General features: G+C 66.7%; 14 protein-coding genes. 4 read left to right on the forward strand and 10 right to left on the reverse strand.

Going from position 1 to position 15,026, the window contains the following annotated elements; translation table 11 throughout:
- Positions 1 to 101 precede the first annotated feature (101 nt).
- Positions 102 to 2,009 carry a glutamine--fructose-6-phosphate transaminase (isomerizing) gene (gene glmS / locus C6P61_RS04320; protein WP_105728707.1) on the reverse strand — a complete coding sequence of 636 codons (1,908 nt, stop codon included), beginning with the start codon at positions 2,007 to 2,009 and terminating at the stop codon, positions 102 to 104.
- A 136-nt stretch (positions 2,010 to 2,145) separates the two neighbouring features.
- Between glmS and C6P61_RS04325 the strand changes: the two genes are divergently transcribed.
- Positions 2,146 to 2,643, forward strand: coding sequence for an Lrp/AsnC family transcriptional regulator (locus C6P61_RS04325; RefSeq protein WP_105728708.1), 498 nt, complete (start codon positions 2,146 to 2,148; stop codon positions 2,641 to 2,643).
- A 21-nt stretch (positions 2,644 to 2,664) separates the two neighbouring features.
- On the opposite strand, the gene glmU is transcribed toward C6P61_RS04325, so the two are convergent.
- From glmU to rsmI, 8 genes are all read right to left on the reverse strand, one after another.
- Positions 2,665 to 4,065, reverse strand: coding sequence for a bifunctional UDP-N-acetylglucosamine diphosphorylase/glucosamine-1-phosphate N-acetyltransferase GlmU (gene glmU, locus C6P61_RS04330; RefSeq protein ID WP_105728709.1), 1,401 nt, complete (start codon positions 4,063 to 4,065; stop codon positions 2,665 to 2,667).
- A gap of 72 nt (positions 4,066 to 4,137) precedes the next feature.
- A complete protein-coding gene (locus C6P61_RS04335; RefSeq protein ID WP_105728710.1) occupies positions 4,138 to 6,054 on the reverse strand; it encodes a bifunctional diguanylate cyclase/phosphodiesterase in 1,917 nt (638 codons plus the stop codon).
- Positions 6,055 to 6,080: 26 nt separating this feature from the next.
- Positions 6,081 to 6,791: a transglutaminase-like cysteine peptidase gene (locus C6P61_RS04340; RefSeq protein WP_244908772.1), complete on the reverse strand. Its 711-nt coding sequence runs from the start codon at positions 6,789 to 6,791 to the stop codon at positions 6,081 to 6,083.
- Positions 6,792 to 6,862: 71 nt separating this feature from the next.
- Positions 6,863 to 7,099, reverse strand: a complete 237-nt coding sequence (locus C6P61_RS04345; RefSeq protein ID WP_105728711.1) for an oxidoreductase-like domain-containing protein — start codon at positions 7,097 to 7,099, stop codon at positions 6,863 to 6,865.
- Between the two features lie 9 nt (positions 7,100 to 7,108).
- Entirely contained in the window at positions 7,109 to 7,327 is a 219-nt protein-coding gene (locus C6P61_RS04350; protein ID WP_105728712.1) for a SlyX family protein, read from the reverse strand.
- The gene (locus tag C6P61_RS04355) at positions 7,327 to 8,178 is read right to left on the reverse strand and encodes a 3-hydroxybutyryl-CoA dehydrogenase (protein WP_105728713.1); all 852 of its coding nucleotides are present in this window, start codon (positions 8,176 to 8,178) and stop codon (positions 7,327 to 7,329) included. The genes C6P61_RS04350 and C6P61_RS04355 overlap by 1 nt, the downstream gene beginning before the upstream one ends.
- 139 nt (positions 8,179 to 8,317) lie before the next feature.
- On the reverse strand, positions 8,318 to 11,008 hold the full coding sequence (locus C6P61_RS04360) for a bifunctional acetate--CoA ligase family protein/GNAT family N-acetyltransferase (RefSeq protein WP_105728714.1): 2,691 nt from the start codon (positions 11,006 to 11,008) through the stop codon (positions 8,318 to 8,320).
- A 182-nt stretch (positions 11,009 to 11,190) separates the two neighbouring features.
- Positions 11,191 to 12,111 (reverse strand): 16S rRNA (cytidine(1402)-2'-O)-methyltransferase, encoded by a 921-nt coding sequence (rsmI, locus tag C6P61_RS04365; protein ID WP_105728715.1) that lies wholly within the window; start codon positions 12,109 to 12,111, stop codon positions 11,191 to 11,193.
- Position 12,112: 1 nt separating this feature from the next.
- Here rsmI and C6P61_RS04370 point away from each other — a divergent pair, with 1 nt between their 5' ends.
- From C6P61_RS04370 to C6P61_RS04380, 3 genes are read left to right on the forward strand one after another with little or no spacing between them, the layout of a single operon-like run.
- Positions 12,113 to 12,517, forward strand: a complete 405-nt coding sequence (locus tag C6P61_RS04370; RefSeq protein WP_105728716.1) for a YraN family protein — start codon at positions 12,113 to 12,115, stop codon at positions 12,515 to 12,517.
- A gap of 38 nt (positions 12,518 to 12,555) precedes the next feature.
- A complete protein-coding gene (locus tag C6P61_RS04375) occupies positions 12,556 to 13,164 on the forward strand; it encodes an SIS domain-containing protein (RefSeq protein WP_105728717.1) in 609 nt (202 codons plus the stop codon).
- On the forward strand, positions 13,161 to 13,793 hold the full coding sequence (locus tag C6P61_RS04380; protein WP_105728718.1) for a BON domain-containing protein: 633 nt from the start codon (positions 13,161 to 13,163) through the stop codon (positions 13,791 to 13,793). Before C6P61_RS04375 ends, C6P61_RS04380 begins: the two co-directional genes overlap by 4 nt.
- Before the next feature lie 58 nt (positions 13,794 to 13,851).
- Here the strand turns inward: C6P61_RS04380 and C6P61_RS04385 are convergent, their stop codons facing one another.
- Positions 13,852 to 14,988 (reverse strand): PilT/PilU family type 4a pilus ATPase, encoded by a 1,137-nt coding sequence (locus C6P61_RS04385; RefSeq protein ID WP_105728719.1) that lies wholly within the window; start codon positions 14,986 to 14,988, stop codon positions 13,852 to 13,854.
- Positions 14,989 to 15,026 lie beyond the last annotated feature (38 nt).

A 15,026-nucleotide genomic window follows, 5' to 3' on the forward strand; every position in this document is an offset into this window, starting at 1 on the left:
TAGTTGTGTTAGCCGTTGTAATTTGCAAGTCCCCAGCGCTTCGCCCACCTGATTCAGAGCCGCCCGACTTCATCCCCTCCAGTCAGCGGCCCCGAACGCCCTCACTCCACCGTCACGCTCTTGGCCAGGTTGCGCGGCTTGTCAACGTCGGTGCCCTTGGCCAGTGCCGTGTGGTAGGACAGCAGTTGCAGCGGCACCACATGCAGGATCGGGCTCAGCACGCCGTAATGCTCGGGCATGCGGATCACGTTGACGCCTTCGCTGCTCTGGATCTGGGTGTCGGCATCGGCCAGCACATACAGCACGCCGCCGCGCGCGCGCACTTCCTGCATATTGCTCTTGAGCTTTTCCAGCAGCGCATCGTTGGGCGCCACCACCACCACCGGCATCGCGCTGGTCACCAGCGCCAGCGGACCATGCTTGAGCTCGCCGGCCGCATAGGCCTCGGCGTGGATGTAGGTGATCTCCTTGAGCTTCAAGGCCCCTTCGAGCGCGATCGGGTAGTGCAGGCCGCGGCCCAGGAACAGCGCGTTCTCCTTCTGCGCGAAGGCCTCGGCCCACTGGATCAGCTGCGGCTCGAGCGCCAGCACCGACTGCAGTGCGACCGGCAGATGCCGCATGTCCTTCAGGTGCCTTGCCTCGTCCTCGGCCGACAGCTTGCCCTTGGCCTGGGCCAGCGCCAGCGTCAGCAGGAACAGGCCGGCGAGCTGGGTCGTGAAGGCCTTGGTGCTGGCGACGCCGATCTCGGCGCCGGCACGCGTGATGTAGGCCAGCTCGCACTCGCGCACCATGGCGCTGGTCGCGACGTTGCAGATCGTCAGCGTGTGGGTCATGCCCAGGCTCTGCGCATGGCGCAGCGCGGCCAGCGTGTCGGCGGTCTCGCCGCTCTGGCTGATGGTCACGACCAGGGTCCTGGGATCGGGCACGCTGGTGCGGTAGCGGTATTCGCTCGCGATCTCGACCTGGGTCGGGATGCCCGCGATCTCCTCGAGCCAGTACTTGGCGGTGCAGCCGCTGTAGTAGCTGGTGCCGCAGGCCAGGATCAGCACCCGGTCGATCTCCTTGAACACGCGCCAGGCCGAGCCGGCCTGTTCACCCTGGCCGTCGAACAGCTCGGGGGCGATGCCCTCGATGCCTTCGAGCGTGTCGGCCACCGCGCGCGGCTGCTCGAAGATTTCCTTCTGCATGTAGTGGCGGTAGGGGCCGAGCTCGACCGCGCCGCTGTGGACCTGCACCGTCTTGACCGGACGCTGGCTGGCGTCCTGTGCCTGGCCGGCGCGGTCGAAGATCCAGTAGCGGCCCAGCTGCAGGTCGACCATGTCGCCCTCGGCCAGGTAGCAGATCTGGTCGGTCACGCCAGCCAGCGCCATCGCGTCGCTGGCCAGGAAATATTCGCCCTGGCCCACGCCCAGCACCAGCGGCGAGCCGGCGCGTGCGCCGACCACGCGGTGCGGCTCGTCCTTGTGCACGACGGCGATTGCGTAGGCGCCATGCAGTCGGGCCGTCGCGGTGCTGACGGCCTGGAACAGGTCGCCTTCGTACAGCGAGTCGACCAGATGCGCGATCACCTCGGTGTCGGTCTGGCTGTCGAAGACATAGCCACGGGCCTGCAACTCGGCGCGCAGTTCGTCATGGTTCTCGATGATGCCGTTGTGCACCAGCGCCACGCGGGCCGGGCGCTGTTGCGCCTGGGCACTGGGACCGTGGCTGAAATGGGGATGGGCGTTGTGCACCGCCGGGGCGCCGTGGGTGGCCCAGCGCGTGTGTGCGATGCCGGTGCCGGCGACCAGCTGGTCCTGATCGACCTGCTGTTGCAGTTCCGACACCCGAGCCGTGCTGCGGGCGCGGTCCAGACCGGCCTGGGCGCCGGCGGGCGCGCCATCGACCGTGGCGCCACGGTGCACCGCAACGCCGCAGGAGTCATAGCCTCGGTATTCGAGTCGCTGCAGACCCTGGACCAGCACCGGGACGATATTGCGCGTAGAGACTGCGCCGACGATTCCACACATATTTGACCTCAAATTACTTAGTAATCGATCATGCTAGCGGCACGGGCGAGAAATAAGCATGCAAATATTTGGCGGATTTGATCGATTATTTCTTACCTTTGCGCAAGTGCAATATTCTTTTGATAGAGTCCATGCAATGGAAGAATCTGTTTTTGATCAGCTCGACCTCAGGCTGCTGGCCGAACTGCAGCGCGATGCTTCGCGCTCGAATCAGGCCCTGGCCGAGAGCCTGGGTATTTCGCCCGCGACCAGCCTGCGCCGGGTGCGGCGCCTGGTCGAGTTGGGGGTGATCGAGCGTCAGGTCGCGCTGCTGCAGCCCGACCGGCTGGCCGTCGTGCTGGGCCACGGCCTGACCGCGCTGGTCGAGGTCAGCCTGGACCGCCAGGGCCAGGAGCAGCTCGACGCTTTCGAGGCCTGCGCCGTCGCCGACGCGGCGGTGCAGCAATGCTGGCGCGTCAGCCCGGGGCCGGATTTCGTGCTGGTGGTCGCGGTGTGCGACATGCCGGGCTACCAGGCCTTGGCCCAGCGCCTGTTCACCCAGGATGCGAACGTGCGCAATGTGCGCGCCTTCTTCAGCCTCAAGCGCGCCAAGTTCGAACCAGCCCAGCCGCTGCCGGATCGATGGCGCGGCTGAAGTCCAGGCTGTAGCGGGGCTTCAGCCCTTTTGCTTGCTCGGGCGCTGCCAGTTCGCGACGCTGAGCTGCTTGCCGCGCGCCACTGTCAGCGCGCCTGCCGGCGTGTCCTTGGTCACGGTCGAACCGCCGCCCACCGTGCCACCCGCACCGATCGTGACCGGCGCGACCAGTACGCAGTTGCTGCCGACATGGACGTCGGCCTCGATCACGGTGCGGTGCTTGTAGGCGCCGTCGTAGTTGGCCGTGATGCTGCCGGCGCCGTAGTTGACGCGTTCGCCGACATCGGCATCGCCCAGATAGGCCAGGTGGTTCGCCTTTGAGCCGTCGGCCATGACCGAGTTCTTGACCTCGACGAAGTTGCCGATATGCACCTCGCGTCCCAGTTGCGCGCCGGGGCGCAGGCGCGCGAACGGGCCGATCAGCGCACCTGCGCCGACGCTGACGCCGGCCTTCTCGCCGTCGATATGCGTGAACGGGTGGATCACCGCGCCGGCACCGAGGGTCGCGTTGGCAATCACGCAGTTGGCGCCGATGCGCACGCCTTCGCCGAGCTCGACCCGACCCTCGAAGATGCAGTTGACATCGATCTCGACATCCTGGCCGCAGACCAGCTCGCCGCGCAGGTCGAAGCGCGCCGGGTCGGCCAGGCGCACGCCCGCGACCATCAGCTCGTCGGCGCAGCGGCGCTGGTAGGCGCGCTCGAGCTCGGCCAGCTGGGCCGGGCTGTTGACGCCGGCGACCTGCACCGCGTCGCTGATCCGGTGTCCGAGCACGCGCGCGCCGTCGGCCACCGCGAACTTCACGATGTCGGTCAGGTAGTACTCGTTCTGGGCGTTGCGGTTGTCGAGTCGCGCCAGCCAGCCGCGCAGCAGCCGGGTCGGCACCGCCATGATGCCGCTGTAGATCTCGGTGATGCGGTGCTGCTCATCCGTCGCATCCTTGTGCTCGACGATGGCCTGCACGTCGCCGATCGCGTTGCGCACGATGCGGCCGTAGCCGGTCGGGTCGGCCATCTCCAGCGTCAGCAGCGCCAGGTGTTCGCCAGCGCAGACCTGCAGCAGCGCTTGCAGCGTCTCAGGCCGGGTCAGCGGCACATCGCCCGACAGCACCAGCGTGATGCCGTCATCAGCCAGCACCGGCAGTGCCTGCTGTACCGCGTGACCGGTGCCGAGCTGAGGCTCCTGGCGCACGAAGTTCAGCGCCAGCTGCGCGCTGGCCAGCGGGGCCAGGGCGGTCTCGACCTGTTCGGCGCCGTGGCCGGTGATCACCACCGCCTGGCGTGCCTCGATCCGGGTCGCGCAGTCGATCACATGGGCCGACAGGGCCCGCCCCGCCAGGCGCTGCAGCACCTTGGGGCTTTTGCTTTTCATGCGCGTACCCTTGCCGGCCGCCATGATCACTACATCCACGGGAAAGCTCATAAAAACTCCAGAAACACGTCAAGTTGACGCTATTCTGTGATTATCCATCGGCTTTCACGGCGATTTCTTGACTCAGACCTGATCGGTGCGCCTGACTCCGGGGCCGGTCATGCCGTCGAAGCCGAGTTTTTCCAGCAGCGCCAGGTCCTGCCCCTGCTCGACCCCGGCGGCAATCACCAGCATGCCCAGCGTATGCGCCATCGTGCAGAGTCCGGTCAGGAATTCCTGATTGCCGCTGTGGCTGCCGATGCCGCGCACATAGCCTGGGTCGACCTTGATGTAGTCGAGTCCGAGGCTGGCGAGCTTGCCGCTCTCTAGGAAGTTCTGGCCGAAATACTTGATGCCGACGCGGCAGCCCAGCGACTTGAGCCGCTGCGTCAGGTCCTGGAAGGCCTCGAAATGGCGCGCGACACCGAATTCCGGCACCTCGAACAGCAGTCGCACCCGCAGCGCCGGCTGGGCCTGCAGCAACTCGCCGAGTTGATTGCGGAAGCTGAAGTCGGTGATCGATTCGGACGACAGGTTGACCGCCATGTCGCCGCTCGACCCGCGCAGGCCGTTGAGCGCCATCCGCACGACCTCGAGGTCGATCGGTGCGGTCAGCTTGAGCTTGGCCGCCATCGGCAGGAAGTCCCCGGCTGTCAGCAGCGGGGCAGCCGTTTCGGTCTGCAGCCGCAGCGAGCCCTCGCGGTGCAGCAACTGGCCCTGCGCGCCCTTGACGACCGGGAACCAGGCCAGGCTCAGTCGCCCGACCCGGATCGCATCCGTCAGCAGCGAGCGCCATTGCTCGGCCGGTATGGTGAGCTTGTTGCTGCCTTCCTCGGGGGCATGCCAGTTGTTCTGGCCCTTGGCTTGCGCCTGTGCCAGGGCCTGGTCGGCCTGGGCCAGCAGTTCGCCCAGGCTCTGGTGGCGTTGATAGCGCACCGCCACCAGGTGGAACAGGTCAGGGCATTTGGCCTGCCATTGCGGCAGCCAGTCTTGCAGCAGCCTGGCGTGCAGGGTCTGGGCCGCCTGGGCGGCTGAATCCTGGCTCGGATAGACCACGGCGAATTCGCCGCCCTTGAGCCGGCCGGCGTAATCCTGCTGACCGTCGTGCAACAGGTCTCCGAGCGACCTGAGCAGCCGGTCGGCCCCCTGATGGCCCAGCTTGTCATTGAGTTTGTTGAGGTCATCGAGCCGGATGATGACCAGGCTGCCGGTGGAGCCATGCTGCTCGCCGCTCATGATTTCGCCCAGCTGCGAGAGGAAATATTCCCGATTCGCCAGTCCGGTGACCGCATCGTGGTTGACCCGGTCGCGCAGGGTTTCGAGGCGTTGCGCCTCCTCGGCGAACATGGTTTTCAGCAGGCCGACCATATGGTTCATGGCGCGCGTGACGGCGCGCAATTCGGGTGTGCGCGGTTCGTTCACGGTCTTGAAGCGCCGCTCGGCCAGCGCCTGTGCCTGTGCCACCACGTCGAGCAGTGGCCGGGTGATGAAGCGCAGCAGCGTCATGCCGAGCAAGCCGGTCAGCAGGCCGCCGAGCAGGAACCAGATCAGCAGCTGGCGCGTGCCGTCCCACAGGCTCTTGTAGGCGTATTGGTCGTGGCTGGCCAGCGTCAGGGTGCCGTACTGCTTCCAGCCTTCCTGGATCAGGGCCTGGCCATTCTGCACCCGCAGCGGGATCAGGTTGACGAACCATTGCGGCACATCCACCGCTTTGCCTTCGTAGTTCTTCTCGATCAGGGTCTGGCCGCTCGGCGCAACGATCCGGATGAAGCGGTAGTGACCGATGTCGAACTGCGACGACACCATCAGCTCAAGCGTCGGCGGGTCCTTTTCCATCTGGCTCAGCGACAGCGCGAGCGAGGTCGCGTTGTCGATGTTCTTGATCTGCAGCTGCTGCTCCAGATATTGCCGCGAAGAATAGACATTGACCACCAGGCTGATGCCAAAGGCCGATAACATGACCAGCGTGATGGCCAACCAGAGTTGTTTGACGAGTGACATCGAGGCCTCTCCGTTGCTTGCTGCTGTCATAACTGTATGCCGTCGATCTTGATCCGGTCCAGCACGTCGCGCCAGCGCGACAGTCTGGCCGTTGGGTCTGCGCCTAGGTTGGGTGCACCTGGCACCCAGAGCCCCTGGCTATTGAAGCTGAAAATTGGTGTCAGGTCGGTGCGCGCGGCTGCCGGCCGGATCGAGTTCAACAGGCTGTCGAGAATGATCGGATCGCCCGCCGGGTCGACGTAATAACCCAACACCATATGCGCCTCGGTGTTGAGGATCAAGCTGCCGCCAAAGCGTGCCCGCACGTAGATCAGGCGCAGCTTGTCGTTGGGTACGCCCAACATCAATAGTGAAATGTACTTGGCGATCGCGAAATCCTCGCAGTCGCCCTGTGCTCGGCCAATGAATTCAAGCGGTGTCGCCCAGTAGTCGGGCATGCCCCAGACCGCCTGGTCGGCATTGAAGCGGATGCGGCGGTTGAAGAATTGGTTGACCGCCTTGAGCTTCTCGTCATCGGGCAGCGCGCGCGACTCCTCGAGCATGTGACGCCAGCTGATCACGGTCTCGGTGGCCGGCTGACCATAGCGCTGCTGCGCCAGCAGCTGCAGACGATCGAGCCCCGGTTGCGCCAGCGTCCAGCCCAGCCCGGCTGCCAGCACCAGGCTGATCAGCCTGACGGGCAGATGGCCTGCCAACGCACTGAGCATGGTCAGGAGGTAGAGATTCAGATTGCGCATTGAAGCGGTATCCTAGCCGCCTTTTCGTACTAGGCCTGCTGAAATTTGCTATCGGGATCTGCTACCGGGCGCTAGTCGCTGATCTGCAGCAGTGCTTCGTCCCGCCAGTAAGCCATGGCGGTGAAATAGCCCTCCCAGACGCAGCCGTTGCAGCCGCGGCCGCAGCAGCTGGTCGGTTCGGGCGGTGGCTCGCGCAATTCGACGCCGCAGCGGCTGGCGAGCGTGCGCGCCATCGTGATCGCTGCCTGGGCGCAGGCCAGATCGGTGATGGGCAATGCGCCCAGGTGGGCGGCGGTGTAGTGGCTCATGCCGGGTATTCAATAGTGGGGTGGCAGCTCGTCGCGCAGGCTGCGAAAGGTCGGCGTCGCGTTGTCGCTCCACTGACCGCGCAGCGCGGCGAGCTCGAGTTGCAGCTGCTCGATCTGGCGCTGCTGCCGGTAGACCAGCTCGTTGAGCCGGTCGAGCAGGTCGTCAGCGAAGCTGACCTTGATCTCGAGCTCGGCCAGCCGGTCCTCGGTTCGCGGGTCGGCGCTCATCAGTAGGCGTAGACGCCGTGACCGCTCTTGCGGCCCAGGCGACCGGCCGCCACCATTTCCTTCAGCAGCGGACTCGCGCGGTACTTGCTGTCCTTGAACTCGTCGAAGTAGACGTTCATGATCGCCAGGCAGGTGTCCAGGCCGATCATGTCGGCCAGCGCCAGCGGGCCGATCGGATGGTTGCAGCCCAGCTTCATGCCGGCATCGATGTCCTCGGCCGAAGCCACGCCCTCGGCCAGCACGAAGAAGGCCTCGTTGATCATCGGCACCAGGATGCGGTTGACCACGAAGCCCGGCGCGTTGCGCACGCTGACCGGAGTCTTGCCCAGGCGCAGCGCCAGTTCGCGCACCGCGTCGTGCGTCGCGTCGCTGGTCTGCAGGCCGCGGATCACCTCGACCAGCGCCATCAGCGGCACCGGGTTGAAGAAATGCATGCCGATGAAGCGTTCGGCGCGCGCGGTCACGGCCGCGAGCTGGGTGATGCTGATCGAGCTGGTGTTGGTCGCGATCAGGGTCTCGGCCGGCAGCAGCCCGTCGAGCTGGCGCAGGATCTTGATCTTGAGCTCGAGGTTCTCGGTTGCGGCCTCGATCACGAGGTCGGCGCTCTTGAGCGCCTCGTAGTCCGTCGTGCCCTGCACGCGGGCCAGTGCGGCATCGCGGTCGGCGGCGCTCAGCTTGTCCTTCTTGACCAGCCGCTCCAGGCTGGACTGGAGGGCGGCGAGGCCTTTTTGCACCGCGGCTTCGCTGATGTCGACCATCACGGCGCGGATGCCGCTGACGGCACATGCCTGTGCGATGCCATTGCCCATGGTGCCGGCACCTACGATGCCGACGGTTTGTATGCTGCTCATGGAGGTTCCTGCAAGAAGGTGGGACTGATCAAAGGGCAAATTATGCCGGCTGGACCTGTAGCCTTTCTGACCGAAGTCGGGTCGAGCCTGGCCCGCCGGCCCTCTTGACCACCGTCCAGCCACGAAAGGCAGCCGCTCCTCAGGCGCTCGGCGTCTTCTCGGCCTGCAGCGGCAGCTCGGCCCAGCGCAGGTCGGGGTCTTCCGGATGGCGCGTGATCACGAAGCCCAGGCTGCGCGCGAGGTCCAGCATGCCGGCATTTTCCTTCAGGATCGTGCCGACCACGCGCTGGGTGCCATTGGCGCGCAGGTAGCGGATCAGCTTGTCCATCAGGATCCAGCCCAGGTGCCGGCCCTTCACGTCCGAGCGCACGATCACGGCGAATTCGGCCTCGTCGTTGTTCGGATCGCTGATGCCGCGCACCGAGCCTATCGTCTCCTCGACGCCATCGGCATTGGTGATGGTGGCCAGGAAGGCCATCTCGCGCTCGTAGTCGATCTGGGTCAGGCGCGCGAGTTCGGTGTGTTCGAGGCTGCGCCGCGCGCTGAACATGCGCATGCGCACATCCTCCGGGTCCAGCTTGTGGAAGAAGTCCAGGTGCCTGGCCTCGTCCTCGGGTCGGATCGGCCGCAGCGTCAGTGTGCCGCCCTGTTCCCAGGGCAGGGTCTCGATCAGGTGCCGCGGGTAGGCCCGGATCGCGAAGTTGGAAGCGCCCGCCGGCTTGGCCCGGCTCAGGCGCACGCGCGCGTCGAGCGCGAGCGCGCCTTCGTGGTTGACCATCAGCGGGTTGATGTCGAGCTCAGCGATCTCGGGAATGTCGGCCAGCAGCTGCGACACCGCCAGCAGCACATGGACGATCGCGTCATGGTCGGCCGCCGGCACCTCGCGGTAGCCCTGCAGCAGCTTGGCGATGCGGGTGCGCCCGATCAGCGAGCGCGCCAGCGAGGTATTGAGCGGCGGCAGCGCCAGCGCATGGTCGGCCACCACCTCGACCGACACGCCGCCAGCGCCGAACAGGATCACCGGGCCGAACTGGGGGTCCACGCTCGCACCCACGATCAGCTCGTGCGAGTGCGATTGCTGCACCATCGGCTGCACCGTGAAGCCTTCGATGCGCGCGTCGGGCTGGCGCTCGGCGACGCGCTGCAGCATGGCCTGGGCTGCGGCCATGACTTCGCTGGCGCCGTGCAGGTTCAGCCGCACGCCGCCGACATCCGACTTGTGCAGGATGTCGGGCGACAGGATCTTGATCACGACCGGATAGCCCACGGTCTCGGCCGCATAGACCGCAGCCTCGGGCTCGGGTGGCACCACGCGCGTGGGCGTGACCGGCACGCCCGCCAGGCGCAGCAGCTCCTTCGATTCGGGCTCGGTCAGGACATCGCGGTCGTCGGCCAGCACGAAGTCGACCAGCTCGCGCATGCGTGCCAGATCGGGTTTGCTGCCCAGCGGATCGGCGCTGGGCGTCTCCATCAGTTCGGCCTGGTGGCGGTGGTACTGGCGCAGGAAGGAGAAGGCGCGCACCGCCTCCTCGGGCGTGTTGTAGTCGGGAATGCCGGCCTGGCGGCACAGCCGTCTGGCCTCGCTGACCATGCCGCTGCCGAGCCAGCTGGCCAGCACGCGCGAGGGTCGCTGGCTGGCCAGCGGCAGCAGGGTCTGGGCGATCTCGGTGCTCGAGACGATGGCGGTCGGCGCCTGCACGAACAGCACCGCGCTGTCGCGCTGCTTGAGCAGCAGCTGCAGCGCATCGAGGTAGCGCTGCGGCGGTGCGTCGCCGACGATGTCGACCGGATTGCCATGCGACCAGTTGGCCGGCAGCAAGGCGTCGAGCTGCTCGACCAGGCCCGGCTCGAGTTCGGCCAGCTCGATGCCCGCGTTGGCCGCGGCATCGGCCGCGATCACGCCAGCGCCGCCGCCGTTGGTCAGTACGATCAGCTTCTCGCTGCGGTTGTCGCGAAAGCGCGCCAGCAGCTCGGCCGATGAGAACAGCTGCAGCAGGGTGTGCACGCGCAACATGCCGGCGCGCGAGATCGCGGCATCGAACACCGCGTCCGAGCCGGCCATGGCCCCGGTATGCGAGGCTGCGGCCTGCTGGCCCAGCACGGACTGGCCGGCCTTGATCACGATCACCGGCTTGTTGCGCGCCGCCGCCCGCGCGGCCGACATGAACTTGCGCGCCGACTCGATCGACTCGATGTAGAGCAGGATCGCGCGCGTGCGCGGGTCGCTGGCCAGGAAATCCAGCACGTCGCCGAAATCGACGTCAGCCTGTTCGCCGAGCGAGAGGAAATGCGAGAAGCCGATGCCGCGCGAGTTGGCCCAGTCCAGCATGCCCGACATGATCGAGCCCGACTGAGAGACGAAGGCGAGCTGGCCCGGGGCCGCATCGGCCGGCGCAAAGCTGGCGTTCAGGCCCAGGTGCGGCACCAGCAGACCGATGCTGTTGGGCCCCAGGATGCGCAGCGTGTAGGGCCGCGCGGCCTCCAGCATGGCCTGCTTCTGCTCGGGCGTCAGTCCGGCCGAGATGACCACTGCGGCGCGCGTGCCCAGGGCGCCGAGCTCGGCGATCAGTCCCGGCACGGCGGTCGCCGGCGTGCAGATCACCGCCAGTTCGGGGCCCTTGCCGCACTGGGCCGCCAGCGCCTGCAGGTCGGGAAAGACGGGCTTGCCGCCCAGGGCCATCGGGTCGATATTGACCGCATGCAGTTCGCCCTTGTAGCCAGCAGTCAGATTGCTCCAGACCGTGTGGCCCACGCTGTGCAGGCGATCCGAGGCGCCGATGACAGCGACGCTGCGGGGGGAAAACAGGGAATCGAGGTGGCGTATGCTCATGGGAAAGGCCGTCTGGATGAGGGGAGGGCACTGCTTTGCTGCAATGCATCATTCGATCTCATCATGCCCGAATCGACCTGTCAGAGGCTGACAAAAATCAAGCGCCGGCTGGCCTGTTGCCAAATCGACACAGGTTTGTCATGGCCTGGCCAGCTGTTGTGCCGACCTGCCGTCGCAGCGCCTCAGTCCGCTGTCGGCTTGAGCGCGAGTCCGGCCTGATAGAGCGCATTCTTCGAGCCGCCCGTGATCTCGGCCGCCAGCCGTGCCGCCCCCTTGAGCGGCAACTCGGCCAGCAGCAGCTTGAGCACGCGCAGCGCCTCGGCGTCCGGGCCGTCCTCGTTCGCCGTGGCGCGCGCCAGCGGATGCAGCACGAGCGCGAATTCGCCCTTGCCATGCATGGCGTCGGCCGCCAGCCAGCCCGCCAGTTCGTCGCAGCGCAGCGTGACGAGCTGCTCGAACTGCTTGGTCAGCTCGCGCCCCAGCGTGACCCGGCGTTCGCCGAGCTCGATCAGGTCCTTGGCCAGGGTCTGGATTCGGTGCGGCGCTTCGAGCAGCACGCAGGCGTGCGGCTGCTGGGCCAGCCGGCGCAGCGCCTGCGCGCGCGCCGAGCCCTTGGTCGGCAGGAAGCCGGTGAACTCGAAAGCGGCGTCGGTCTCGGTCGTCGCCAGTCCGGCCACGCTCAGCAGCGTCGTCACGCTGCTGGCGCCCGGCAGCGGGATCGCGCGCAGCCCGGCCGCCTGCACCGCCGCGCAGAGCCGGGCGCCCGGGTCGCTGATGCCCGGCGTGCCGGCGTCGCTGACATAGGCGATGCGTTCGCCGCGCTGCAGCCGCTCGACCACGCCGATCGCGGCCTCGGCCTCGTTGTGCTGATGCAGCGCGAGCAAGGGCCGGTGCAGCCCGTAGGCCTGCAGCAGGCTGGCGGTGTGGCGGGTGTCCTCGCAGGCGATCGCGTCGACCAGCCCGAGCAGGTGCAGCGCGCGCAGCGTGATGTCGGCCAGATTGCCGATCGGGGTGGCGACCACATAGAGCGCCCCGGCGGGATAATGTTGCGCACCGGCTGCCGCTTGCGCGGCGCCCAGCGCCGGCTGGAAGGAGGGATTCAAGATGACGTTCCAGATTGAAGGTGCAGCCGCTACCAGCAAGGCGAGAGGCGACAGGGCCGAACAGCTGGCGCTCGACCATCTGCAGCGCCAGGGCTTGCGCCTGGTCTGCCGCAATTTCAGGACGCCAGGCCGTGGTGGCGGCGAGATCGATCTGATTATGCGCGAGCGCGACGGCACGCTGGTGTTCGTCGAGGTGCGCCAGCGCCGTTCGCTGGCCCAGGGCGGCGCGGCCGCCAGCATCGTGGCCAGCAAGCAGCGCCGCATCGTGTTCGCGGCGCGCCATTTCCTGGCCCGGCTCGCCAGCCTGCCGCCCTGCCGTTTCGACGCGGTGCTGCTGCAGGGCCGGCTCGACGTTCCCGAGCCGCCCGCGATCGAATGGCTGCGCGGCGCTTTCGATGCCGGCTAGGTCGTTGCAGCGCCCCGGCCCGGTTTATCATCCGCCCCATGGTTTTGCAACGCATCCAACAGCAATTCATCGACAGCGCCGACATCCAGTATCAATGTGCCCAGAGTCTGGCGCCAGCCGTGGAGGCTGCACTCACCGCCATCCTGGCTTCGGTCACCGGCGGCGGCAAGATACTGGCCTGCGGCAATGGGGCTTCGGTCGGCTTGGTCGAGGCGTTCGCGAGCGCCTTTGTCGGCCGCTTCGAGCGCGACCGACCCGAACTCGCCGCGCTGGCCCTGGGCAGCAATGCCGCCGTCTTCACCGGACTCTACAACGCTTTCGATGCACGCTCGGTCTATGCCCGTCAGGTGCGTGCGCTTGGTCAGCCGGGCGATACCCTGCTGGTCGTCACCAGTCTGTCGCAGGCGCCCGAGATACTGGGCGCAGTCGAGGCCGCGCATGAGCGCGAGATGATCGTGGTCGCCCTGTGCGGCGCCCGCGCCGGCGCGCTCGGCCAACAGCTCAAGGACACCGACGTGCTGGTCTGCGTGCCGAGCGAACGCCTGCCGCGCATCCACGAGGCACACCAGGTCGTGCTGCACTGTATCTGTGATGGTGTCGATGTCCAGTTGCTGGGCGACGATGCCCCCGAGGAGTTTGCCGAATGAAAACACTGACCCGTCCCCTGCTGCGCGGCACCGCTGCCTTGTTGCTGGCTGCCGCGCTCGGCGGCCTGGTATCGGGCTGCGCACCCCTGATGATCGGGGCCGCCGTTGGCACGGGTCTGGTCGCCGCCGACCGTCGCAGCTCGGGCGCCCAGCTCGAGGACGAGGCGATCGAGCTCAAGTCCTCCAACCGCATCACCGAAGCCGTGGGTACCCGCGTGCGCGTCAACGTCACGAGCTACAACCGCCAGGTGCTGCTGAGCGGCGAAGTGCCCAACGAGGCCGACCGCCAGCGCGTGCAGCAGATCGTCTCCGGCGTCGACAATGTGCGCTCGGTCGTCAACGAGCTCGCGATCATCGACAGCCCGACCCTGAGCCAGCGCACCTCCGACCTCGTGCTGAGCGGCCGCGTCAAGGCCGGCTTCATCGACAACCACGAACTCTCGTCCCAGGCCTTCAAGATCGTGACCGAGCGCGGCACCGTCTACCTGATGGGCCGCGTGACCAAGCGCGAGGCTGATCTGGCGACCGAGATCGCGCGCACCACCAGCGGCGTCAAGGCCGTCGTGCGCATCTTCGACTACCTGAGCGAAGACGAGCTCAAGCGCCTGCAACCCCAGCCCGCGCGCTAGGTCCCGATCCCCGATCCCACCACAACACTGAACCGGCACCGCCTCCGAGGCCGGCGGCTCAGACCAGGGTCAGGTGCTCGGTGCCGGCCGACAGATCGGCGCTGCGCGCACGCTGGCTGTTGAGCTTGATGTTGAGCTTGAGGTCGTTTTGCGAGTCGGCGTTGCGCACCGCCTCCTCGTAGGAAATCAGCCGGGCCTCGAAGGCGTCGAACAGCGCCTGGTCGAAGGTCTGCATGCCGACTTCGCGGCTCTTCTTCATGGTTTCCTTGATCTCGTTGATCTCGCCCTTCATGATCTGGTCGGCGATCAGGCCGCTGTGCAGCAGCACCTCGACCACCGCATAACGCCCCTTGCCGTCCTGGCGCGGGATCAGGCGCTGCGCGATCATGCCCTTGATGTTGAGCGAGACATCCTTGAGCATCTGTGCATGGCGCTCCTGCGGGAAGAAGTTGATGATGCGCTCCATCGCCTGGTTGGCGCTGTTGGCGTGCAGCGTCGCCATGCAGAGATGGCCGGTTTCGGCGAACGCGATCGCGTGCTCCATGGTCTCGCGGTCGCGGATCTCGCCCATCAGGATCACATTGGGCGCCTGGCGCAGCGAGTTCTTCAGCGCGTTGTCCCAGCTGTCGGTATCGAGCCCGACCTCGCGCTGGGTGATGATGCAGTTCTTGTGCTGGTGCACGAATTCGATCGGGTCCTCCACCGTCACGATATGCTCATGCGTGTTCTCGTTGCGCCAGTCCACCATCGCCGCCAGCGTGGTCGACTTGCCCGATCCGGTGCCGCCGACCAGGATGCAGATGCCGCGCTTGGCCAGTGCGACATTCTTGAGCACCAGCGGCAGGCCAAGCCCGTCTATGGTCGGGATCTGGCCCGGGATCGTGCGCATGACGATGCCGACCTTGCCCATCTGCAGGAAGCAGTTGACGCGAAAGCGCCCGATGCCGGCCGGCGCAATCGCGAAATTGCATTCCCGGCTGCGCTCGAACTCGGCCGCCTGCTTGTCGTTCATGATCGCGCGTGCCAGCGACTGGGTATGCTGGCTGCTCAGCGGCTGCGGCGACACCTTGCTGATCTGGCCGTCAACCTTGATCGCAGGCGGGAAATCGGCAGTCAGGAACAGGTCGCTGCCCTTGCGCTCAATCAGCAGCTTGAGCAGGTCGTTGACGAATTTGCTCGCTTGATCGCGTTCCATCTGGGTTCTCCTGTCGGGCTCAGCCGGGAAAGTTTTAG

Origin of the sequence: Malikia spinosa (assembly GCF_002980625.1) — a bacterium.
Taxonomy (GTDB): domain Bacteria; phylum Pseudomonadota; class Gammaproteobacteria; order Burkholderiales; family Burkholderiaceae_C; genus Malikia; species Malikia spinosa.